Raw genomic sequence first — 22398 nt, 5'->3', positions numbered from 1 at the left:
CACCGCGATCAACGCGATCCAGCTGAGCGTCGAGCCCCAGCTGCGCTTGCCGGCGGCCGCGGCGGAGTGTGCCGCGGCCGCCTTCTGCTGCGCGCCGCGACCGGAGGTCAGGTCGGCGGTGTTCATTATTGCTTCGGCGCCTCGCTATTGAGTGCTGCAAGCTTCGCATCGATCGCGGCGGTCTGCGTCTTGCGGTCCGTATCGGACAGGTTCCTGTCCGCTTCGATCTTCTGCTTCTGCTGGAACAGCGCGACCTGACGGATCGGCAGCAACTGTGCGTCCGACGACGCAACGAAGCCGCTGAAGATCGTCAGGTTCTTCATCACTTCCTTCTCGTGCGGATCGGTCTTCGCGTAGTTGGCGAAGAACTTGCTCAGCTTGTCTTTCGTATCTTGCGGCAGATCCTTGCGCCACACGAGCGGGTCGCTCGGGATCAGCGGCGACGTCCACAGCACACGCACCTGCGCGAACTTGTCCGGATGCTGCGTCTTCAGGCGGTCGAGCTCCATCGTGTTGTTCGTCGCGACGTCGATCTTGTCGTTGACCACCGCCAGCAGGTTCGCTTCGTGGCTCGACGGCAGCACGGTCTTGAACGACGCGCTGTTTACCGACACGCCGCGCTTCGCAAACAGGTCGTAGCCCGGAATCAGCGTGCCCGACGTCGAATTCGGATCGCCCCAGCCGAGGTTCACGTCCTTCGTATTCTTGAACACGTCGTCGAGCGTCTTGAAGCGGCTGTTCACGTTCGTGATCAGCAGCGACTTGTAGCCGCTCGAACCGTCCGCCATGATGGTCTTCGCAAAGACCTCGCCGTTCGCGCGGTCGACCGCTTCCATCGCCGACGCATTACCGAAGTAGCCGATCTGAACCTTGTTGAAGCGCATCCCTTCGATGATGCCCGCGTAATCGGTCGCGAAGAACGCCTTGACGTGCAGACCGGTCTGCTTGTTCAGGTCGTCGATAAGCGGCTGCCAGCGTTGGCGCAGCGTGCTCGAGGCGTCCGTCGAGATGATGCCGAAATTGAGTTCTTTCGGGTCTTCGGCATGAGCGGCGACGCAAGCGAATGCAGCTACGCCGACGATCAGTGAGCGCAAGAATTTCATGGGTTCGGAGTCCCGGTTGGTTGGTCGATTTAAGACAGCGTGGAATAGTCGTGTTGTCCGCTGTTCGCGGCATCACGTGGAATGCGCCGGATCGAGCGCAAACGGGTACGACTGCGACGCATGCGGTGCGCCGTCGTTGGCCGGTTCGTTGGCCGGTTCGTCGAGCAGCTCGCGCACGTCGTCGCCATAGAGCTGTTGCAACAGCGCCGGGGTGAGTTTCGCCGACGGGCCGTCGTAGACGATCTTGCCGCGTCGCAGCGCGACCGTGCGCGGGCAGTACTGCATCGCAATATCCACTTGATGCAGCGAAACCAGCACGGTCAGCTGACGTTCGGTGTTGAGCTTGCGCAGCATGTCCATCACGCGGCGCGACGATTCGGGGTCGAGCGAAGCGATCGGTTCGTCGGCGAGGATGATGCGCGCCTGCTGCACGAGTGCGCGCGCGATGGCCGCGCGCTGCTGCTGGCCGCCGGACAGATTGCCCGCGCGTTCGTGCAGGTGGTCGCCGATGCCGACTTCGCGCAATGCCGCCAGCGAAAGCTCGCGTTCGCTGCGCGGAAAGGCGCCTGTCAGCCGGCGCCACAACGGCAAGCGCGCAAGCGCGCCGACCAGCACATTCGTTTCAACCGACATGCGATTGACGAGATTGAACTGCTGGAACACGAAGCCGATGTCGCGCCGGATGCGCCGCACTTCGCGCACGATGCGGCCGTTCTGCTGAATCGGCCGGCCGAGAATCTGAATCTGCGATGGTTGCGCATCGGAGACCGTGAAGCCGGCAATATGCCGCAGCAACGTCGATTTGCCCGAACCGGAAGCGCCGATCAGCGCCACCATTTCGCCGGACTCGACCCGCAGATCGATCTCGTCGAGTGCCTTGCGGCCGTTGTTGAACGTCTTGCTCAAACGTTCGATGCGGATGGCTTCCATAGATATCCTGTCGAAGACGCCGGTTTTTGCCGGAACGTTCGGGCACATTCTAGGAAGCGACTATGACGGTTGAGTGAAGGTGTCGCAACGTCTAGACGACTATATGTATCAGAACGTAAATACACGGCGGGCGCGCGGCAAAAACGTGCGCGCGGAGGCGCATGTGTCAGTCATGTGACGGTTGTGGTGCGCCGTGCGTGCGTCGCGCCACTGTCATTTAATTGCGCGTCGGACAGGCTATATTTGAAGGGTCGGTGCATGAGCCGTCCCCAATAACGTAGCCTTCTACCGGCGCCGTCATGCAACAGGTTCTCAGCTTTTTACCCGATTCGTTCGCGGAGTATGAAGAACTGATGGCCATACTCGAAGCAAGCAGCGCGATCTTCGAGATTCGCAGCGCTTGCGAAACACGGGTGCGGGGCAGAACATTCCGCGTCTTTACGGCGAGCATCGGCTCGACGGATCCGCTTGCGCCCGCGATCGGATTTTTCGGCGGCATCCATGGGCTCGAGCGGATCGGCTCGCAACTCGTGCTCGATTACATGCGGTCGCTGGTCGGCCGGCTCGAATGGGACGAACTGCTCGTGCGCCAGTTGCAATCGGTGCGGCTGATCTTCGTACCAATTGTGAACCCCGGCGGCATGTGGGCCGCCACGCGTGCGAATCCGAATGGCGTCGACCTGATGCGCAACGGCCCGCAGGATGCCGACGAACCTGTGCCGTGGCTGGCCGGCGGGCAGCGCCTCGGCGCCTGGCTGCCCTGGTATCGTGGCCGGCGCGGCGCGCCGATGGAGCCCGAAGCGGCCGCCCTGCTGCAAGTGGTGGAGCACGACCTCGCGGCGCGGCCGTTCAGCTTCGCGCTCGATTGCCATTCCGGATATGGCTGGCGCGACAGTATCTGGTTTCCGTATGCGCGCACGCGCCGCGCGATGCCGCATCTTGCGGAGATGTACGCATTGAAGACGATGTTCGAGCGCGCGCATCCTCACCACGGCTATATGTTCGAACCGCAAAGCCATCAATATCTGCTGCACGGCGACCTGTGGGACTGCGCCTATGACCGCCGCCCGCCGTCGAGCATCTTTTTGCCGATGACGCTCGAGCTCGGCTCGTGGCTATGGATCAAGAAGAACCCGCGGCAAATTTTTTCGCGGCAGGGCATGTTCAACCCGGTGAAGGCGCATCGCACCGAGCGTGTGCTGCGGCGTCACGCGAATCTGCTCGACTTCCTGACGCGCGCCGCGTATTCGTCGCAGCGCTGGCTGCCGCAGGGCGCGGTGCGCCAGCAACTGCTGCAGCACGCGTACGACTTCTGGTACAGGCCGCAGCGCGTATGAGCGCATGGATTCTGCTGCGTGGGCTCACGCGCGAAACGCGGCACTGGGGCGCCTTGCCCCCACACCTTGCCGGTTCGTTCGACGGCGCGCGCGTGCTGTCGATCGATCTGCCCGGCAACGGCGAGTTCGCGCAGCTGCGTTCGTCTTGCAGCGTCACCGATATGGTCCGCTTCGTGCGGCACGTTGCGTTCGAAAGCGGCGTGCCGGGACCGTATCGCGTGCTCGCCATGTCGCTCGGCGGAATGGTCGCGACCGACTGGGCGCAGCGGCATCCGCATGAAATCGAATCGCTCGTGCTGATCAACACAAGCATGCGTCCGTTCAACCGGCCGCACGAGCGGCTGCGCCCGCGGGCGTGGCCGGTGCTGATGCGGGTCGCCGCGCAGTGGCGCGACGCGCGTGCCGCGGAGGGCGCGATTCACGCGCTGACCTGCAACAACCGGCTCACGCTCGCCGACGATATCGACGCCTGGGCCGCGATTCGAAGCAGCGCGCCGGTGACGCGCCTCAACGCATTGCGACAGCTCACGGCGGCGGCGACGTTCCGCGCGGCGGCGCAGCCGCCCGCGTGCCGCACACTCGTTCTTTCTTCGGCTGCGGATGGCCTCGTGAGCCCTGTGTGTTCCATGAGCGTCGCGGCGGCATGGCGCGCGCCGCATCGTCAGCATGCATCGGCGGGTCACGACATTCCGCACGACGACCCGGCATGGATCGTCGCGCAGATCCGCGATGTGCTGTGCTGAATCCATGCAAATGAAACATAACGTTTTAATTCGAATTTAGAAGAGGTTAATTATCGATTTTTAAAATGGATGTTATCATTTGTGTGGTGAGGAACTTTGCAAAAGTAACTTGGTTTGTAATATCAATATTCAAGACTGATGCGGCGGTGGGAAATAATCGTGCAATGCGATCGCATCATTTCTTGAAAATCGGAAACGATACGTTTTGGAAATCATGCCGGATAGCTGGGACACAACCGGCGCGATCGTGCCGTGGGGCGCGCAGAGCCTCAGAGACAGGAATTCAAACCAATGAGGTACGCGCAATGACAGTGCGCTTGCCGGACAAGGCGGAGATATTTTCAACAAAACAGAAACGTTTTTATATTCTCGAACAAGCCATAGAAAATCATCGTAAACACCTGAGGCAAAACATATTACAAATATGCATAAAAATGCTGCCGCGGTGTAATGTCGATATGACCGTTTCAAGGAGGAAACAAAAAGCGCACGCGTAAACCCTGGATAAATCAAAAAGCGTATCCGTGGAGAAATACCTCGCCTGTTTCAGGCAAATGCTTGCACGCATGGCACCGCCTATGCAGGAGGAGCCGCGGATTGGCGCATTGCCGCCAAGCCGCCCCCCATCCCTTGTGGAGGATTCCATGCGAACAACTTTACTGGCGACCGCCGCGGCTCTTGCGCTCGGCTTCAGCGGTTATGCATTGGCCAACCCATGCAGCAGCAACGACTCATCGTGCGATCAGACGGCCGCCGGCGGCAGCAACACGCTGACGAGTTCGGCAGCGTCGACGCAAACCTCGACCTCCGGCAGCAACGCGAATGAAATCGCGTCCGGCGCCAAGCTCTGGCAGGACTCGTACAACAACACGAAAGTCGTCGCGCTGAGCCGGCTCGACGGCACCGTGAGCCATGTCGGCGTGAGCAATATCGGTAACGTCGCGACCAACTACGGCAGTGCCGCGGGCGGACGAGGCGGCAAGGGCGGCACGGGCTTCGGCGGCATCGGCGTCGGCGGCAACGGCGGCGCGGGCGGAGCCGGCGGCAGCGGCGGCGACGGCGGTAACGCGAGGAACGGCAGCGCGACAGCAGGCGACGCCTACAACGCGGGCGCGGTGGCCGGCGACGGCAAGGCGGGCGACGGCGCACGCGGCGGCTCCGCGCATGCGGGCGGCACGCAGGGCGGCAACGGCACAGGCAGAGGCGCGTTGGGTGCGGCCGGCAGTCTCGCGCTCGGCGGCTTCGCGGGCGGCCGTGGCGGCGGTGCGGGCGGCAACGGCGGCAATGCCGGTGCAGGCGGTAATGGCGGCGCCGGCGGCAACGCGCGTGGCGGCGTCGGCGCCGTGAGTTCGACGTCGCCCGGCGGCGCGGGCGGCGCGGGCGCGGCAGGTGGCGCAGGCAGCGCAACGGGTGGTGCGGGCAGCGGCACCGGCGGCGCGGCAACGACCGGCGCGACTTCGGGCACCGGCGGCGCAGGCACCGGCACGGGCGGCAACGGCGGCGCGGCGACGGCGAATGCCGGCGCAGGCGGTGCGGGCGGCACGGGCACGGGCGGCGCGGCGAGCAACGGCAGCGCGACGTCGACGGCGAGCAACGGCAGCGCGACGGCCGGCGTCGGTGCGGCGGGTGCGGCCGGTGGCGCGGGCGGTGCAGGCGGCGCGGGCACGGGTGGCGTCGGCAATGGCGCGGCCGGCGGCGCGGGCGGGGCCGGCGGCACCAACACGGTTGACGCAGGCACCTTCAACATGAGCAACACGATGACGGGCGCAGCGCAATCGGCGGCCGGCATCGTCGTGATGAACCAGAACAGCGGTCTCGCGTCGCTCGTGCAGCAAGCGGTCACGGTTCAGGCCAACCTGACCGTTGGCCACTAACGCGACCCGTCACAGTCACAGGAGGCTCTCATGAGAAAGACTCTGATGGCGAGCGCGGCTGTCCTTGCGCTCACCGCAAGCGGGTATGTGCTCGCGAATCCGTGCAGCGACGGCAAGGAGTCCTGCAATCAGACCGCGGCCGGCGGTTCGAACACGTCGACGGCTTCAGCGGCATCGAACCAGACCAGTCAGTCCGGCGCGAACGCGAATGAAATCGCATCGGGCGCCAGGGTCTACCAGGACTCGTTCAACAGCAGCAAGGCCGTCGCGCTCGGCAAGCTCAACGGATCGGTGACCGGCCTTGGCGTGCACGGCATCGGCAACGTCGCGCTCAACACGGGCAGCGCCGCGGGCGGAGGCGGCGGCCGTGGCGGTACCGGCTTCGGCGGCATCGGTATCGGCGGCAACGGCGGCGATGCGGGCAACAGCGGCAGCGGCGGCGATGGCGGCAATGCGCGTAACGGCAGCGCGACGGCGGGCTCCGTGACCAACGACGGCGCAGTGGCCGGCACCGGTTACGGCGGCGACGGCGCGCGCGGCGGACGGGCCAGCGCGGGCGGCACGCAGGGCGGCGACGGCAGCGGCCACGGCGGTTTCGCGGTCGGCTTGAGCGGCGCGGCGGGCGGCTTCGCGGGCGCGCGCGGCGGCGGGGCGGGCGGTAATGGCGGCGACGGCGGCGGCGGCGGCGATGGCGGCGCGGGCGGCCGGGCGCGCTCGATGTCGGGCAGCGCGACGGCGACGTCGGCGGGTGGCGCGGGCGGTGCGGGCGGCGCGGGTGGTGCCGGCAGCGCAACGGGCGGCGCGGCGACGGCAACCGGCGGCGCGGGCACGACCGGCGCCACCACCGCGACTGGCGGCGCGGGCAGCGGCACCGGCGGCGACGGCGGTGCGGCGACGGCCACTGCCGGTGCGGGCGGTGCGGGCGGCACCGGCACCGGCGGCAGCGCGACGAACGGCAGTTCGACGTCGACGGCGAGCAACGGCAGCGCGACCGGCGGCGCGGGAGCAGCCGGCGCAGCGGGCGTGGCAGGCGCGGCGGGCGCAACCGGAACCGGTGCGGCAGGCAGCGGCGGGGCCGGTGGTGCCGCAGGCGCGGGCGGCAGCAATTCCGTCAATGCCGGCACGTTCAACATGAGCAATACGATGACGGCAGCGGCGCAGTCGGCAGCGGGCATTGCGGTGATGAACCAGACGAGTGCGGCTGCTTCGCTTGCGCAACAGGCCATCACCGTTCAGGCGAATCTGACTGTCGGACATTGATCCGCGGCGGTAGACGCCTCGAACGTCGATGCCGGAGACGCGCCGCGGAACGCGCCGCCCCCCGCACGTTCCGCGGCCAGGCTCCATGATCGGACGGGCAACCCGCAGCCGGTTGCCTGGTCCGGCGCTGACCCCAGACATCCCGTGTGCCGATGCGGCGCTCGCGCGCTGTGTCGGGACGAAGGAGACGCTCATGCAAATGCGCAAGCGCTTTTCGCAGCTCGCGGTGCCGATGATGATGTTCGCCGTGCATGGCCTCGCATGCGCGGCCGATGGGACCGAGCCGCCGGTTCCGCACGACGACGCATTCGGTGTCGCGATGACAGCCGATGAACTGGACGCGCATCGCGGCGGCGACGCGCTGATCGGCCAGAACGATCTGACGGGACGCGTCGCGAGCAACACGGCGAACCGTGTCGAGACCGGATCGAATTCGATCAGTCAGGGTTCCTTTGCGAGTGCGAGCGGCCTGCCGACCGTGATCCAGAATTCCGGCGCGAATGTGCTGATCCAGAACGCGACCGTGCTGAACGTGCGGTTCGGCGACTGAGCTGCGATGAGCCATTCTGCCCGGCGTGCGTTATCGTCCGTCGTTCCGCGTGCGCGCGCATGTGCGTGTGCGCCGGCGGCCGCGCTTGCGATGGCGCTCGTCTGCGCACTATCGTTCGCAAGCGCCGCGCGCGCCGACGACATCACGATTGTCGATCCGTCTGGCGCGAACTACGCGATGCACGTGACGAGCCTCAAGGAGGCGCGTTTCAAGCGGACCATCAAGCAGCAATACGACTTCAGTTGCGGGTCTGCCGCGGTCGCGACGCTGCTCACGTATCAGTACGACTATCCGGTCAGCGAACAGACCGCGTTTCAGGAGATGTTCGAGAGCGGCGACCAGCAGAAGATCCGCCAGCAAGGCTTTTCGCTGCTCGATATCAAGCGCTTTCTCGAGCGGCGCGGCTTTGTCGCGGACGGTTACGAACTGCCTCTGAAAAAACTCGCGGAAACGAATACGGCGGCGATCGTGCTGATCAGCGAGAGCGGTTATCACCATTTCGTCGTCGTCAAAGGCTTGCGCAACGACCGCGTGCTGGTCGGCGATCCGGCGACGGGCACACGGCCGATGCCGCGGGAAAGCTTCGAGAAGAAATGGGAAGACCAGGTTTTGTTCGTGATCCACAACAAACCGGGCATGGGCATTTTCAATAGCCCGGACGACTGGCGCGTCGCGCCGAGCGCGCCGCTTTATACCGGCATCAATCGCGACGGGCTCTACTTCGTCGTCGTGCCCAAACACGGACCGAGCGACTTCTGAGGCCATCATGAAGACGGAGTCCTGCAAGCTTGCACGAATTGCAACGGTCGTTTGCACGAGCGTCGCGCCGCTCGCGGTGGCGCACGCGCAACAGGTCGAAGCGGTCGCACCGACGACGGCGGAATCCGCAGCCACAGCCGACGCGCCGCTCGCGCCGCCTCATGAACAAAGCGTGAGCGCGTCCGCAAATTTGCCGATTGTCGACGCCACGGAATCGGATGCACAATGCGTGACCGATGCGGCGAGTGCGTTCAGCGTAGCGATTTCGTACGCGGCGCCGATTGCCGTTCCAGTGCATACCGACACGGTTGCGACCATGAGTACACCGACAGCAGCGCCGTTCCTCGCCGACGCGCAGGCGAATGAACTGGGATGGGGGAAGCCGCGCAGCGACGCGATGTCGCTCGCGGATGCGGATATCGCGGCGCCGGCGCGGCCCGTGCCGCTCGAAAACGCGGCGCGCGTCGGTGATGTGGGTGATGTGGGTGAGGCGCGTGATCTGCGCGACGCCGTGCGCGAGGATACCGACGAGGTTTCGCCGCAAGGCACGCCGCGCGATGCGGCGTTGCCGGCTGCTGCAAAGCCGGGGTTGCTGCCCAATGTTCCGCTGCCGGTTCGCAAGCCGCCGGTTTCCTACGCCGCGCCGGTTGCGGTTCCGGTTCGCGCGGCGCAGTCGCGCGCGGATGCGGATGTGGATGCGAGCGCGCATTCGCAAGCGGCCGAAACGGCGCTGTCGGTTTCCGACGAGCAGAAACTATTGCCGACGGTGGTGGCTGAAGCTGACGAATCGCAAGGCGTGCTTGTTGCGCAAGCCGATATCGAACCGGCCGTCGCTGCGGCGCCCATGCGGCACGTTTCGTACGCTGCGCCAGTTGCGGTGCCTGCGCATCGCGACAGGCGCACGCCATTGCTTCCTTCTGCCGAAGCGCGCAAAGGGCCGCAGCCTTTGGCGCTTGTACAACCGTTCATGCTCATGCACATGAATTCGTCGGACACGACGGCAGTGGATATGCCCGCGTTGCCGGTGCGATTGATTTTGCCGCCGACGGTGACGCAAGCGGCGACGTCGCCAGCAGAACCACCGCCAGCCAGGCTGTCGCAAGCAACAGTGCCGCAAGCGACGGCATCGAAAGCAAAACCCGTTTCATACGCCGCGCCCATCGCGGTTCCATCGCACGGCGATTCGTCGGTTGCCGCCCATCGCCTGGCGCCACCCGCTGCTCAGCCGCAAGTGCAACCTGCGGCTCAGGTTCAAACCGCTTCGGCCGGCAACACCGACCCGAACTGGTCGATGCCCGACAAGCTCGCGATTAGCGACGAGCGCCTCGACACGATGCGCGGCGGCTTCGATCTGTCGTCGGGCTTGAAAGTGTCGTTCGGCATTTCGCGGATGGTGGTCGTCAACGGCAATCTCGTGACGACGACGAGCTTCAACATTCCCGACCTCGCCAACCTCAGCGCGCAGCAGGCGGCACAGCTTGCCTCGGTCAATGCAGGCTCGCTGATCCAGAACGGCCCCGGCAATGTCGTGCAGCCGGGCGCATTGCCGGCACTGTCGGGCACGGTGATCCAGAACACGCTGAACAACCAGAACATCCAGGCGCTGACGACGATCAACACGACCGTCAATTCGCTGTCGATGTTCAAGAATTTCAATGTCGGGTCGACGTTGGGCGGCGCGCTGACCAACGCGGTGCGGCCGCGATAGTCGACGCCCCGGGTCCGTGTGCTCAAAAGGTCACCGGCAACCGGAACGTCAGCGTGATATCGGGCGTATCGCGCGTAAGGCCGGCGCCGAGCGAGAAATTCAGCGTGGTCTTTGGCGAGAGCCGATACGAGTATCCGACCAGCAACGTGCCGAGCACGACGCGCACCGAACCCGGTACGGTCTGGCCATTCTGCCTGGTCGGCAGCACGATGCTCTGGTCGTAACCGATACTGAACGACGACTTCTCGTTGAGCGAGAGACCCATGCCGATATTGAAGCCCCAGATATCACCGGGCTGCACGCTGCCGACGAAGTCCTTTTCGCCGTTCAGAATGGTCAGGCTCAGATCGCTGCGGCCGAAGCTGTGCAAATAGCTGAAGTTGCCGAAGAACACGACCGGGTCGCTGGGGAACAACCAGGTCAGACCGGGCTGAATAGCATAAAAACCGCTGCCGGTCGGCTGCTCGAGCGGCAAGCCGGTGCCGGTCGTATTGCCGATGCAGCGCGTCACGCAATCGGTCACGACATCGAACGGGCTCTTGCCCGTCGCGGTCTTGAAACGCAGCCAGCCGACGTAGTAGAACTTGTCGGGACCGCCTTCGTTCAACTGATAGCGCAGTGTCATTTCGACGTCGCCAATACCGTGGCCCGAGCTGTTGAATACATTGTCCTGAGCGGAGCCGGTGAATACTTCGCGGCTCACGGTATCGTTGGTCGAATAGACGTATGGCACGCGCACTTCGATTTCCATGCGATTCGTGATGCCGTAGCGCGCCGCCAGACCCCCGGTCAGCACAGTCGATTTGATTTCGCGCACATCGATCAGGCCGATCAGCAACGCGGGAATGATCGTGTAGCCGACCAGCGCGACGCGGTCCGACGACGAATAGCCGAACTGGAACGACGGTTCGAGCACGAACTTGTTGCGCGGCGTGAGCACGCCGGGCTGATCGAAGATCGGCGCGACGGCGGGCGGTGTGGTATCGGGCACCGGCGCCTGGCCGACCGGCTGTGGCGATGAAGGCGCGGCCGCCTGGTTTGCGGGCGAGTCTGCGGGTGGGTTTGCCGGACGGTTCGAAGCCTGACCCGCGGGCTGAGGTGCGGGTTGAGGTGCGGGTTGAGCTGCGGGTTGAACTGAACTCGGCGCCGCGTTTTGCGCATCCTGTGTTGGCGCCGTCGCGCCACTCTCAGCAGGTTCACCTGCGCCGCGTTTCGTTTCAAGCATCTTTGCATCGAGCGTGCGGCTCAATTGCTGAAAATTCGCTTCCTCCTCGGCAAGTTTCCGCTTCAATGCATCGAGCTCTTTAATGCGGTTGTTCAATTCCTGACGGAGCGTTGCAATATTTTCCTGCGTGGACTGATCGTCAATCGATTGCGCATGTAATTCGGTATGGAGGAAAAATAATAAAGTCGCATAGCTGATGGTGCGAAAACGTCGCAATGGCTCGCGCTTCATGGTTGTATCTCCATGTCAGGCTTGCAGCTGTTTGCAGGCGCTTGCCGGTACCGGCAAGCGCTGGTCTACGCGCGCAAAAGCATCGGCATGCGAGCCGCGTTTTGCCAAAAGGGACGATTACGTCGTGCTGATTCTCCGGGGCGGTGCATTTTAAAAGACTAGACCATCGTTTCCGTATTCGCTAATCGGAAATGCCCTGATGAGCGATTCAAAAATTAACAAACATTGTTATTCGGCATGATTTTAAAATTCATCGAAAATACGCTAAATAAAGTACCGTCGATTCGAATGCGGAGATTGACTGGAAATTTGATGACCGGGACATCGGTATTTCCATGTGCGCATGCACACAGAGGGGTCGCAGGCAGGGTGCATAATGCCGATGTATCGCCCATGCAGTGGATCGCCACCCGCCGTGGAGGACGTCATGCAAGCGAAAAACGAAGAAGCCATCGCGCACCTGCTCAACGATGTCGTCGAATTCGCGCGGGGCCGGTTGCCCGAACCGGCCTTTGCAATAGTCGAACCTTTCCTGCGGCACTACTACGATTTCGTCGACGCCGACGAACTGCAAAGCCGCAATATTCCCGACCTGTATGGCGCCGCGATGGCGCACTGGCAAACGGCACAGCGTTTTGTGCCCGGCAGCGAACGGCTGCGCGTGTACAACCCGATTCTCGAGCAGCATGGCTGGCATTCGGACCACACGGTGCTCGAAATCGTCAACGACGACATGCCGTTTCTCGTCGATTCCGTATCGATGGCCGTGAACGGCATGGGCCTTTCGCTGCATTCGGTCGTGCACCCGGTGTTCCGTATCTGGCGCGGCAAGGACGGCAATATCGAGCGCGTTGCCGTCGGTGGCTCGGTGCCGGATGATGGACAATCGCAACTCGCGTCGTTTATCCATTTCGAAGTGGATCGTTGCGGCGACGCGGCGAAACTCGAAGAGTTGCGCGCGTCGATCGCGCGCGTGCTCGGCGACGTGCGCGCGGCGGTCGAGGACTGGCAGAAGATCGTCGACATCGCACGCGCCACGATCAAGGATCTGGCCACGCGCGAAACGAGCGTGGACGGCGTCGAAGCGCGCGCGTTTCTCGAATGGATGGTCGCCGATCACTTCACCTTTCTCGGCCAGCGCGATTACGAACTCGTCTCGCACGGCGGCGGCTTCGGTCTGCGCGCAGTGCCGGGCACGGGCCTCGGCATCCTGCGCGATGCGTTGCGCGACGAACCGGCGCCCGATGTCACGCCGCTGCCGCCCGCAGCCGCGGACATCATCAGCGGCGCATTGCCGATCTTCCTGACGAAGGCCAATTCGCGCGCGACCGTGCACCGCCCCGGTTATCTCGACTACGTCGGCGTGAAGCTTGTCGGCCCGGACGGAAAGATTACGGGCGAGCGGCGCTTCATCGGCCTCTATACGTCGACCGCGTATATCGGCTCGGCCGGCGAGATTCCGATCGTCCGCCGCAAAATCGCCAATATTGTGCGGCGCGCCGGCTTTTTACCGAAGGGGCACCTCGGCAAATCGCTGGTGACGGTGCTCGAAACCTATCCGCGCGACGAACTGTTCCAGGCCGACGAAAAGGATCTGTACGACATCGCGATGGGCGTCCTGCGCTTGCAGGAACATCAGCGCACGCGCATTTTTGTGCGGCGCGATCGCTTCGACCGCTTCGTGTCGTGCCTCGTATTCGTGCCGCGCGAAAAGTACACCACCGACTTGCGCCGGCGCATCGCAAAACTGCTGCTCGAGGTGTTCAACGGCAAAGCGGTCGAATTCACGCCATTGCTATCGGAGTCGACGTTGGCGCGGATTCACTTCGTCGTGCGCGCGGAGCCCGGCGCGATGCATGATGTCGATACGCGCGAGCTCGAAACGCGGCTCGTGCAGGTATCGCGCCGCTGGCAGGACGATCTGGCCGACGCGCTGCTCGATGCGTTCGGCGAAGAGCAGGGTAACCGTCTGTTGCAACACTACGCGGATTCGTTTCCGGCCGGCTATCGCGACGACTACGCGGCGCGCACAGCGGTGCGCGATATCGAGCTGATCGAACGCGTGCAGGCAACCGGTCATCTCGCGATGAACCTGTACCGGCCGATCGAATCGGCGCCGCGTGCCTTCCGCTTCAAGGTGTACCGCGTGGGCGAACCGATTGCGCTGTCGCGCAGCCTGCCGATGCTCGAGCACCTCGGCGTGCGCGTCGATGAAGAACGCCCGTATCTGATCGAAGCGCCGCACGCGCAGCCCGCATGGATTCACGACTTCGGCCTCGAACTGGCCGACGAAACCGAATTCGATATCGAGCGCGTGAAAGACCTGTTCGAAGATGCATTCGAACAGGTCTGGTGCGGCAGCATCGAAAACGACAGCTTGAACAGACTCGTGCTGAGCGCGCATCTGGCCGCGCGCGAGGTGACGATCCTGCGTGCGTATGCGAAGTATTTGCGGCAGGTCGGTTCGACTTTCAGCGATGCGTATATCGTGCGCGCGGTAACGGGCAATCCGGCGATCGCGCGGGTGCTCGTCGAACTGTTTATCGCGCGCTTCGATCCGTCGCCGGGCACGGGCCGCGAAGCGCGCGTCGAACGGCTGCTGAAAGTGATAGAGGGCGCGCTCGATCAGGTGCCCAATCTCGACGAAGACCGCATCCTGCGCCAGTTCCTCGGCGTGATCAATGCGTCGGTGCGCACCAACTATTTCCGTCGCGACGCGCACGGCAAGCCGATGCCGTATCTGTCGTTCAAGTTCGATCCGGCGAAAGTGCCGGGCCTGCCCGAACCGAAGCCGATGTTCGAAATCTGGGTCTATTCGCCGCGTGTGGAGGGCGTGCATTTGCGCGGCGGCCGCGTCGCACGCGGCGGCTTGCGCTGGTCCGATCGCCGCGAGGATTTCCGCACCGAAGTGCTCGGGCTGATGAAAGCGCAGATGGTGAAGAACGTGGTGATCGTGCCGGTCGGCTCGAAAGGCGGTTTCGTCGTGAAGAATCCGCCGCCGCTGACCGATCGCGAAGCATGGCTGCGCGAAGGCGTCGCGTGCTACCAGACGTTTTTGCGCGGACTGCTCGATCTGACGGACAACCGTGCGGGCACGGATATCGTGCCGCCGTCCGACGTCGTCCGGCACGATCCGGACGATCCGTATCTGGTCGTCGCGGCGGACAAGGGCACGGCAACCTTCTCCGACTACGCGAACGCGATCTCGCAGCAATATGGCTTCTGGCTCGACGATGCATTCGCGTCGGGCGGTTCGGTCGGCTACGACCACAAGAAAATGGCGATTACCGCGCGCGGCGCGTGGGAGTCGGTCAAGCGGCACTTCCGCGAAATGGGCGTCGATACGCAGGCGACCGACTTCACCGTGGTCGGCATCGGCGATATGTCGGGCGACGTATTCGGCAACGGCATGCTGTTATCGCCGCATATCAAGCTGGTTGCGGCGTTCGATCATCGTCATGTATTTCTCGATCCGAACCCCGATACGGCGACGAGCCTGGCCGAACGGCAGCGCCTGTTCGGCCTCGAGCGTTCGAGCTGGGCCGACTACGATCCTTCGCTGATCTCGGCGGGCGGCGGCATTTTCCCGCGCACGGCGAAAACGGTGCCGATATCGGCTGCGGTGCAGATCGTGCTCGGCATTAGCGCGAGCGCGCTAACGCCGAACGAACTGATCCGCGCGATTCTGCAGGCGCCGGTGGATCTGCTGTACAACGGCGGCATCGGCACCTATGTGAAAGCGAGCCACGAAACGCATGCGCAGGTTGGCGACCGCACCAACGACGCGGTGCGCGTGAACGGCAGCGAGCTGCGCTGCAAGGTGGTCGCCGAAGGCGGCAATCTCGGCTTGACGCAATACGGCCGCATCGAGTTCGCGCAACGCGGCGGGCGCGTGAATACCGATGCGATCGATAATTCCGCGGGCGTGGACTGTTCGGATCACGAAGTGAACATCAAGATTCTGCTCGGTCTGGTGGTCGCGGACGGCGAGATGACCGACAAGCAGCGCAATGCGTTGCTCGCGGAAATGACCGAGGAAGTCGGGCTGCTGGTGCTGCAGGACAATTACTACCAGACGCAGGCGCTATCGATTGCCGGCCGCTACGCAGCGGACATGCTCGATGTGGAGACGCGCCTGATGCGCTATCTCGAACGCATCGGCCGCTTGAACCGCGTGATCGAGTTCCTGCCGACCGACGAGCAGATCAACGAAAGGAATGCGGCAAAGCAGGGCCTGACGTCGCCGGAACGCGCGGTGCTGCTCGCGTACAGCAAGATGTGGCTGTACGACGCGCTGCTCGAATCGGACGTGCCCGAAGATGCGCTCGTGGCCGGCATGCTCGCCGGGTACTTCCCGCAGCCGTTGCGCGAGCGCTTCGACGAGCCGATGCATCGCCACCCGCTGCGCCGCGAAATTCTCGCGACGTTTCTGACCAACGGCCTCGTGAACCGCGTCGGCTGCGCATTTGTGCACCGGATGATGGAGGAAACCGACGCGCAACCGGGCGACATCGTGCGGGCGTGTCTGATGGCGCGCAGCGTCTTCGATCTCGACGACGTGTGGCGCAGGATCGATGCGCTCGACAATCGCGTGCCCGACGACGTGCAGGCGCGCATGTTCGTCGAAATCACACGGCTGCTCGAAAGCGCGGCGCTGTGGTTCCTGCGTCATCTGCAAACGGGCGAACTGCACGACGGCGGCGCGATGGCGCTGATCGCGCGCTGCCGCGACGCGGCGCAGCGGCTCGCGCCGCAGCTGCCGGCACTGCTGCCCGCGGCCGATATCGAGGCGCTCTCCGAGCGGCAGCGCGTGCTGGTCGATGCGGGCGTGGACAGCGATCTCGCCGTGCGCGTGGCGAGCGGCGAAATTCCCGCGGCGCTGCTCGATATCGCCGAAGTCGCGGCGACGAGCGGCCGCAGTCTCGAGCAGGTCGCGGGCGTTTATTTCGCGCTCGGCACGCAGCTGAATTATCACTGGATCAGCGAGCGCGCCGCCGCGCTGCCCACACCGACGCATTGGGACGTGATGGCGCGTGCCGCGGCGCTCGCCGAACTGGCGCGCCTGAAGCGGCAGCTCGCGACGAGCGCATTGGCGCAGGCGCCGGATGCATCCGGGATGGCCGAGCCAGGCACGCTTGTCGAAGCGTGGCGCGCGCGGCGCGAAACCGCGCTCGCGCGCTATGCGCAGCTGCTCAACGATCTGCGCGCGGCAGGCGGCGCGAGTCTGTCGATGCTGCTGGTCGTGGTGCGCGAAATGGCGGCGCTCGAGCGGCATTGCGCATCGTCAGGCGTCGCCTGATCGCGGTTGCCAACGCGGTTTTAGCCAGACAGCCGATAATATCGGCTATCTTCACCATCGTATTCCGTTTGCCATGACCGAAACCGCTACGCCGAACCTGAATGTGCCCCGTCTGACGAGCCTGTCGCATGGCGGCGGCTGCGGCTGCAAGATCGCGCCGGCCGTCCTGTCGAACCTGCTCAGGCGCAGCATGCCGCTGCCGACGTTTCCCGATCTGCTGGTCGGCACCGAAACCGCCGACGACGCCGCCGTCTATCGCCTCAACGACGAACAGGCGATTATTGCGACCACCGATTTCTTTATGCCGATCGTCGACGATCCGTACGACTTCGGCCGCATCGCCGCGACGAACGCGCTGTCCGACGTATACGCGATGGGCGGCAAGCCGATTCTCGCGCTTGCGCTCGTCGGCATGCCGATCAACGTGCTGCCGCACGACGTGATCGCCGCCGTGTTGCGCGGCGGCGAAGACGTCTGCGCGCAAGCGGGCATTCCGGTCGCGGGCGGCCATTCGATCGATTCGGTCGAGCCGATTTATGGCCTCGCCGCGCTCGGCGTCGTGCACCCGCAGCGCGTCAAGCGCAATGCGGCCGCACGGGCCGGCGACGTGCTCGTGCTCGGCAAGCCGCTCGGCGTCGGCGTGCTGTCCGCGGCGTTGAAGAAGAATCAGCTCAGCGAGGCGGGCTACGCGCAGATGATCGAGTCGACCACGAAACTGAACCGCCCGGGCACCGCGCTTGCCTCGCTGCCGGGCGTGCATGCGCTGACCGATGTGACGGGCTTCGGCCTGCTCGGCCATGCGCTCGAAATGGCACGTGGCGCGGGGCTTGGTGCACGCGTGCGCTACGCGGACCTGCCGTGGCTCGACGGTGTCGATACGTTTGCCGCGGCCGGTGTGTTCACCGGCGCATCGGGTCGCAACTGGGCCTCGTATGGCGAGCAGGTACAGTTGGCGGACGGCTTGCCGGACACGGCGCGCACGCTCCTGACCGACCCGCAAACGTCGGGCGGGCTGCTCGTCGCCTGCTCGCCCGATACCGTCGATGAAGTGCTCGCGATTTTCCGCGACGACGGCTTCGCGCGAGCCGCGATCATCGGCGAAATGACGGAAGGCGCGGCGCGTATCGAAGTCGTTTGAAGTTGTCGCTTGAGGCTGCTTGAGGCTGCTTGAGGCCGCTCGATGCCGTTTTAGGCCATTTGATGTCGCGTGATGCCTTCTAACACTCGCGTCCAATAACATTCACATACCGACGATGACGGAAGAATCGCCGAAAGCCATCTTTTACGCGCTTGCCGCCAATATCGGCATCGCCGTTTGCAAATTCGCGGCCGCGGCCTTCACGGGCTCGGGCGCGATGTTCGCCGAAGCGATTCACTCGAGTGCCGACTGCGGCAACCAGGTGCTGCTGTTATTCGGCCTGCGCCAGGCGCGCCGGCCCGCCAGTCCGCTGCATCCGCTCGGCGCCGGCCGCGCGATCTACTTTTATTCACTGATCGTCGCGCTGCTGCTGTTTTTTGTCGGCGGCGCGTTTTCGGTTTACGAGGGCGTGCATCGTGTGCTCGTGCACGAGCCGCTTTCGTATGCGTATGTCGCGTTGACGGTGCTCGGCGTGTCGGTCGTGCTCGAGGCGTTGTCGCTGACGGGCGCGCTGCGCGAGATCCGCAAGAACAATCCGGATAAATCGCTGTGGCGCTGGTTTCGCGAAACGCGCGAATCGGAACTGCTCGTGGTCGCGGGCGAAGACATCGCGGCGCTGGCGGGCCTCGCGATCGCCTTCGTCGCTGTGCTGTTGACGATGCTGACTGGCAACCCGATCTTCGACGCACTCGGTTCGATCGGCGTCGGCCTGCTGCTGATGGTGATCGCGTGGCTCGTGGCGCGCGAAGTGAAGTCGATGATCATCGGCGAATCGGCGAGCCCCGAGGTTCGTCGCGCGATCGACGCGCATCTGCGCGCGCGCACCGAGATTCGCAGCATCATCAATCTGATCACGCTGCAATGGGGGCGGCATGTGGTGGTGGCCGTGCAGGCGGAAATGATCGACTACGACAGCGGGCGCGCGATGGTCGATGCGATCAATATCATCGAAGCGGAATTGCAGGAGAAGTTTCCGCAGGTGCGCTGGGTGTTCTTCGAGCCCGATGTGCCGCGTACCTCGGGCGACTGACGCGACGCTTCGCATGCGAGCGGCAGGCGTGGCAAGTTTAATGAGCGTGGGTTGAAACGCGCCACTATACTTGTCTGCGCTTAAAACATCCGGTCGCAAAGAATAAAAGGAACAACGCTCGATGAAAACCCGCCACCGCTTGATTAATATTCAACGCCGCCGCGCTTCAGGCGCATTTGCCGTATTCGCATTCGCCACCGCAGCGATGTGCGTTTCTTCAGCGCCGGCTTTGGCAGGCACGCAAACACAGGCGCACGCGGCGACGCATAAAGGCGCTGCGGCACATGCGGCCGAGGTACGCGCGCCGAAAGTGATGATCGTGTCGATGTTCGGCCCGGAAGGGAAGGTCTGGCTCGACAAGCTAGGCCCGTGGCAGGAAATCCGCGTGCCGGGCCTGTCGCCCGATTATCCGGTCGTACGCTGCAACGAGGCGGGCGTCTGCGTGATGACGACGGGCATGGGCCACGCGAACGCTGCCGCATCGATGATGGCGCTGACGTTTTCGCCGCGCTTCGACTTGCGGCATACGTACTTTCTGATCGCAGGCGTGGCCGGTATCGACCCGGCGCGCGGTACGCTCGGCACGGCGACCTGGGCGAATTATCTCGTCGACTTCGATATTCAATGGGAAGTCGATAGCCGCGAAGCGCCCCCGAACTGGACCACCGGTTATCTCGGCATCTTCGCGAAGAACCAGAACGACAAGCCGCCGCTCGAATACCGAACCGAAGTATTCGAACTGAACCATCAGTTGACCGATGCGGCGCTTGCCTTGTCGCGCGACGTTCAGCTAGCGGACGCCTCGCAGGCACAGGCGACGCGCGCGAAATACGACTATGCGCCCGCCAACCAGCCGCCTACCGTCGTGCAATGCGACACGCTATCGGGCGATACCTGGTGGTCCGGCAATGCAATGGGCGAACGCGCGCGCGAGTGGACGAGAATCCTCACGGACGGCAAGGGCAATTACTGCACGACGCAGCAGGAAGATAACGCGACCTATGAAGCGCTCAAGCGGGCGGCGAGCGCGGATCGTGTCGATTTGCAGCGCGTCGCGGTGCTGCGCACCGGTGCGGACTTCGACCGGCCGCCGAAGGGCGTTTCGAGCCTCGATAATCTGCTGAATACGAATGGGCAGGGCGGCGGCGATATCGCGCTCGCGAACCTTTATCGCGCGGGCAGTCCGCTCGTGCAATCGATCGTCACGCAGTGGAGCGAATGGCGCGAGGGCGTGCCGGCGCAGTAACGCATCGGCACGCCCTCTTGAATCGTTGCGCCGGTAAGCCCGTGGTTAGCTCATAACGACGCGTGCTCCGGCTGCAATTCAGTGTTGCCTTATCGGGAACGATACGGCGTCCACACGGGAACGTCGGTCGACCAATCATCGAGTTCGGACGGGCTCATGTTCGGCTCCTATTCAACCCTTCACTGATTAACCAATTCGCCTGGCCGCCGTATGGCTTCGCGACATCGAAGCTCGCTTCACCCTACACGGCGCAAGGGATTAACTGATTTACTGATCGCTCGCGCGATTCACAGCGGCGCCGTTTTGATCAGCGACGCGAGCCGTATTGCCGGCATCGGCGTTCTTCACGGTATAGCCATGTGATGCGGCGATGCCGGCCTTCACTTGAGCACGCGTCACCGTGCTGCCGTCCGACCACCATTGCTGCTGATACGTACCGGCGCGGCCGATTCCGCCGCCGCCTTGTGCGAATGCGGACGTGCTGGCCAATACCGTAAGAGCGAGAACTGCAAAAAGACTGCGCTTCATGATTCACTCCTGTCATTCGTTTGCGGCGCTGACGTATAGCGCTGCGTCAGGGTGAAATGTAGGCGGTGAAGCGCGGGCGATAAATCCGCCTTTTGCGAAATGAATTGTCGCGAATGCGGAACAATCAAAAAAAGAGCGCGGCAAGTGCCGCGCTTTTTATCAGAAGAGAATCACACAATCATTGCGGGGGTATTGCCCAGGTTTGGCACGAAGCTTATGCAACCCATTCGGATACGACAGGCGTATCGAGCACCGGCGCCTCTTCGCGCTGTTCGATCGTTCGTGCGGTACACGGCTTGTCGAGGCTGCCGCGGCCGCTCAGCAGCGGGCAACTATCGAACAGCTCGGCCACCCAGTCGACGAATACGCGCACCTTCGACGACAGATGCTTGCTGTGCGGATAGACGACCGAGATCGGCATCGGCAGCGGCTTGAAATCGGGCAGCACTTCGACGAGCTGACCCGAGCGCAGATGCGGCAGCACCATGAAAAGCGGCGGCTGGATGAGCCCGAAGCCCTCAAGCCCGCACGTCACGTAGGCGTCCGCATCGTTGACCGACACAATGCCCTTCATCTTCACAGGGACTTCCTTGCCGCCGACCAGAAACTCCCAATCGAACGTGCGGCCCGTGCGGCTCGAAAAATAATTGACGGCGTTGTGCTGCTCGAGGTCTTCGAGCGTGCGCGGCGTGCCGGCGCGCTCGAGATACGACGGCGCCGCGCACGATACGCCTTCGAACAGACCGATGCGCCGCGCGACCAGTGAGGAATCCTGCAGCGCGCCGACGCGCACGACGCAATCGACGCCTTCCTGCAAAAGGTCGACCGGCCGGTCAGTCAAGCCGAGCTGCAAGTCGATATCCGGATAAAGCATGTGGAATTCACAGAGCTTCGGTATGACGAGCAGCCTGCCGAGCGAGCCGGGCATATCGATGCGCAGCTTGCCATGCGGCTTCTTGTTGCCGCTCTGGAAACTCGCTTCGGTTTCCTCGACATCGGCCAGGATGCGCACGCACCGTTCGTAGTACGCGGCGCCGTCGGGTGTGAGCGACAGGCGGCGCGTGGTCCGATGCAGCAGACGCGTGCCGAGAAACGCTTCGAGGTTCTGGATGATGGTCGTCACCGACGCGCGCGGCAGGTCCAGCGTTTCCGCTGCGCGCGTGAAGCTGTTCGTATCGACGACCCGGGTGAACACTTGCATGGCCTGGAGCCGGTCCATTGCAACCTCCGGAAGATTGAGTGCAAGCGGTGCGCGCGGCGGGAGCGGATAAAGCCGCGAGGCGAATGCTGCTGGCAGGTGCCTGCTCTCGCAGGCCTCACGTTGAACAACAAGACCTATTGTTCAGGCGCACCGAATTGTGTTGCCGGATTATAGGCATTTATTTGGAAGTTTGCAGAACGCACAATTCGCCCCGTTCGCTTAATTTCGCGCATTGT

Annotated in this window: 17 protein-coding genes; 12 read left to right on the top strand and 5 right to left on the bottom strand. The window is 63.8% G+C overall.

Features of this window, described 5'->3' with window-relative positions; all coding sequences use genetic code 11:
- Nucleotides 1-125: 125 nt before the first annotated feature.
- Together phnD and phnC are read right to left on the bottom strand one after the other, a co-directional pair.
- Nucleotides 126-1103 carry a phosphonate ABC transporter substrate-binding protein gene (gene phnD, locus ACYPXD_RS27575; RefSeq protein WP_459718943.1) on the bottom strand — a complete coding sequence of 326 codons (978 nt, stop codon included), beginning with the start codon at nucleotides 1101-1103 and terminating at the stop codon, nucleotides 126-128.
- A 72-nt stretch (nucleotides 1104-1175) separates the two neighbouring features.
- Entirely contained in the window at nucleotides 1176-2033 is an 858-nt protein-coding gene (phnC, locus tag ACYPXD_RS27570) for a phosphonate ABC transporter ATP-binding protein (RefSeq protein ID WP_459718940.1), read from the bottom strand.
- A 299-nt stretch (nucleotides 2034-2332) separates the two neighbouring features.
- On the opposite strand from phnC, the gene ACYPXD_RS27565 reads away from it, so the two are divergent.
- The 8 genes from ACYPXD_RS27565 to ACYPXD_RS27530 all read left to right on the top strand — a co-directional run bounded on the left by ACYPXD_RS27565 (nucleotide 2333) and on the right by ACYPXD_RS27530 (nucleotide 10264).
- Nucleotides 2333-3370, top strand: a complete 1038-nt coding sequence (locus tag ACYPXD_RS27565; RefSeq protein WP_459718937.1) for a M14 family zinc carboxypeptidase — start codon at nucleotides 2333-2335, stop codon at nucleotides 3368-3370.
- Nucleotides 3367-4113 (top strand): alpha/beta fold hydrolase, encoded by a 747-nt coding sequence (locus ACYPXD_RS27560; protein WP_459718934.1) that lies wholly within the window; start codon nucleotides 3367-3369, stop codon nucleotides 4111-4113. The genes ACYPXD_RS27565 and ACYPXD_RS27560 overlap by 4 nt, the downstream gene beginning before the upstream one ends.
- 65 nt (nucleotides 4114-4178) lie before the next feature.
- On the top strand, nucleotides 4179-4610 hold the full coding sequence (locus tag ACYPXD_RS27555; RefSeq protein WP_459718927.1) for a hypothetical protein: 432 nt from the start codon (nucleotides 4179-4181) through the stop codon (nucleotides 4608-4610).
- A 147-nt stretch (nucleotides 4611-4757) separates the two neighbouring features.
- Nucleotides 4758-5987 carry a hypothetical protein gene (locus tag ACYPXD_RS27550; RefSeq protein WP_459718924.1) on the top strand — a complete coding sequence of 410 codons (1230 nt, stop codon included), beginning with the start codon at nucleotides 4758-4760 and terminating at the stop codon, nucleotides 5985-5987.
- Between the two features lie 30 nt (nucleotides 5988-6017).
- On the top strand, nucleotides 6018-7247 hold the full coding sequence (locus ACYPXD_RS27545) for a hypothetical protein (protein ID WP_459718921.1): 1230 nt from the start codon (nucleotides 6018-6020) through the stop codon (nucleotides 7245-7247).
- Between the two features lie 193 nt (nucleotides 7248-7440).
- Nucleotides 7441-7797 carry a hypothetical protein gene (locus ACYPXD_RS27540; protein WP_459718918.1) on the top strand — a complete coding sequence of 119 codons (357 nt, stop codon included), beginning with the start codon at nucleotides 7441-7443 and terminating at the stop codon, nucleotides 7795-7797.
- 90 nt (nucleotides 7798-7887) lie between these two features.
- On the top strand, nucleotides 7888-8556 hold the full coding sequence (locus ACYPXD_RS27535) for a C39 family peptidase (RefSeq protein WP_459719642.1): 669 nt from the start codon (nucleotides 7888-7890) through the stop codon (nucleotides 8554-8556).
- A gap of 7 nt (nucleotides 8557-8563) precedes the next feature.
- Complete coding sequence (locus tag ACYPXD_RS27530) at nucleotides 8564-10264, top strand: hypothetical protein (protein WP_459718915.1); 1701 nt, start codon at nucleotides 8564-8566, stop codon at nucleotides 10262-10264.
- Nucleotides 10265-10286: 22 nt separating this feature from the next.
- On the opposite strand, the gene ACYPXD_RS27525 is transcribed toward ACYPXD_RS27530, so the two are convergent.
- Nucleotides 10287-11720: an acetate kinase gene (locus ACYPXD_RS27525; RefSeq protein WP_459718913.1), complete on the bottom strand. Its 1434-nt coding sequence runs from the start codon at nucleotides 11718-11720 to the stop codon at nucleotides 10287-10289.
- Nucleotides 11721-12147: 427 nt separating this feature from the next.
- On the opposite strand from ACYPXD_RS27525, the gene ACYPXD_RS27520 reads away from it, so the two are divergent.
- The 4 genes from ACYPXD_RS27520 (at nucleotide 12148) to ACYPXD_RS27505 (ending at nucleotide 20433) form a co-directional block, all read left to right on the top strand.
- On the top strand, nucleotides 12148-17019 hold the full coding sequence (locus tag ACYPXD_RS27520; protein WP_459718910.1) for an NAD-glutamate dehydrogenase: 4872 nt from the start codon (nucleotides 12148-12150) through the stop codon (nucleotides 17017-17019).
- 73 nt (nucleotides 17020-17092) lie between these two features.
- Nucleotides 17093-18157 (top strand): selenide, water dikinase SelD, encoded by a 1065-nt coding sequence (selD, locus tag ACYPXD_RS27515; RefSeq protein WP_459718905.1) that lies wholly within the window; start codon nucleotides 17093-17095, stop codon nucleotides 18155-18157.
- A gap of 115 nt (nucleotides 18158-18272) precedes the next feature.
- Nucleotides 18273-19187, top strand: coding sequence for a cation diffusion facilitator family transporter (locus ACYPXD_RS27510; protein ID WP_459718902.1), 915 nt, complete (start codon nucleotides 18273-18275; stop codon nucleotides 19185-19187).
- A gap of 205 nt (nucleotides 19188-19392) precedes the next feature.
- Nucleotides 19393-20433, top strand: a complete 1041-nt coding sequence (locus tag ACYPXD_RS27505; RefSeq protein WP_459718899.1) for a purine-nucleoside phosphorylase — start codon at nucleotides 19393-19395, stop codon at nucleotides 20431-20433.
- Nucleotides 20434-20700: 267 nt separating this feature from the next.
- Here the strand turns inward: ACYPXD_RS27505 and ACYPXD_RS27500 are convergent, their stop codons facing one another.
- Complete coding sequence (locus ACYPXD_RS27500; protein ID WP_459718896.1) at nucleotides 20701-20961, bottom strand: hypothetical protein; 261 nt, start codon at nucleotides 20959-20961, stop codon at nucleotides 20701-20703.
- A gap of 214 nt (nucleotides 20962-21175) precedes the next feature.
- On the bottom strand, nucleotides 21176-22180 hold the full coding sequence (locus tag ACYPXD_RS27495; protein WP_459718893.1) for a LysR family transcriptional regulator: 1005 nt from the start codon (nucleotides 22178-22180) through the stop codon (nucleotides 21176-21178).
- Nucleotides 22181-22398 lie beyond the last annotated feature (218 nt).

The sequence above is a fragment of the Paraburkholderia sp. 2C genome, assembly GCF_054589215.1.
The sequence above is the reverse complement of the archived record's forward strand: the minus strand, read 5'-3'. Positions and strand labels throughout refer to the sequence as shown.

What these genes read in the sequence shown, in the direction of transcription:
- phnD (WP_459718943.1), bottom strand. Translation starts at nt 1,103, where the DNA reads ATGAAATTCTTGCGCTCACTGATCGTCGGCGTAGCTGCATTCGCTTGC.
- phnC (WP_459718940.1), bottom strand. Translation starts at nt 2,033, where the DNA reads ATGGAAGCCATCCGCATCGAACGTTTGAGCAAGACGTTCAACAACGGC.
- ACYPXD_RS27565 (WP_459718937.1), top strand. Translation starts at nt 2,333, where the DNA reads ATGCAACAGGTTCTCAGCTTTTTACCCGATTCGTTCGCGGAGTATGAA.
- ACYPXD_RS27560 (WP_459718934.1), top strand. Translation starts at nt 3,367, where the DNA reads ATGAGCGCATGGATTCTGCTGCGTGGGCTCACGCGCGAAACGCGGCAC.
- ACYPXD_RS27555 (WP_459718927.1), top strand. Translation starts at nt 4,179, where the DNA reads ATGGATGTTATCATTTGTGTGGTGAGGAACTTTGCAAAAGTAACTTGG.
- ACYPXD_RS27550 (WP_459718924.1), top strand. Translation starts at nt 4,758, where the DNA reads ATGCGAACAACTTTACTGGCGACCGCCGCGGCTCTTGCGCTCGGCTTC.
- ACYPXD_RS27545 (WP_459718921.1), top strand. Translation starts at nt 6,018, where the DNA reads ATGAGAAAGACTCTGATGGCGAGCGCGGCTGTCCTTGCGCTCACCGCA.
- ACYPXD_RS27540 (WP_459718918.1), top strand. Translation starts at nt 7,441, where the DNA reads ATGCAAATGCGCAAGCGCTTTTCGCAGCTCGCGGTGCCGATGATGATG.
- ACYPXD_RS27535 (WP_459719642.1), top strand. Translation starts at nt 7,888, where the DNA reads ATGGCGCTCGTCTGCGCACTATCGTTCGCAAGCGCCGCGCGCGCCGAC.
- ACYPXD_RS27530 (WP_459718915.1), top strand. Translation starts at nt 8,564, where the DNA reads ATGAAGACGGAGTCCTGCAAGCTTGCACGAATTGCAACGGTCGTTTGC.
- ACYPXD_RS27525 (WP_459718913.1), bottom strand. Translation starts at nt 11,720, where the DNA reads ATGAAGCGCGAGCCATTGCGACGTTTTCGCACCATCAGCTATGCGACT.
- ACYPXD_RS27520 (WP_459718910.1), top strand. Translation starts at nt 12,148, where the DNA reads ATGCAAGCGAAAAACGAAGAAGCCATCGCGCACCTGCTCAACGATGTC.
- selD (WP_459718905.1), top strand. Translation starts at nt 17,093, where the DNA reads ATGACCGAAACCGCTACGCCGAACCTGAATGTGCCCCGTCTGACGAGC.
- ACYPXD_RS27510 (WP_459718902.1), top strand. Translation starts at nt 18,273, where the DNA reads ATGACGGAAGAATCGCCGAAAGCCATCTTTTACGCGCTTGCCGCCAAT.
- ACYPXD_RS27505 (WP_459718899.1), top strand. Translation starts at nt 19,393, where the DNA reads ATGTGCGTTTCTTCAGCGCCGGCTTTGGCAGGCACGCAAACACAGGCG.
- ACYPXD_RS27500 (WP_459718896.1), bottom strand. Translation starts at nt 20,961, where the DNA reads ATGAAGCGCAGTCTTTTTGCAGTTCTCGCTCTTACGGTATTGGCCAGC.
- ACYPXD_RS27495 (WP_459718893.1), bottom strand. Translation starts at nt 22,180, where the DNA reads ATGGACCGGCTCCAGGCCATGCAAGTGTTCACCCGGGTCGTCGATACG.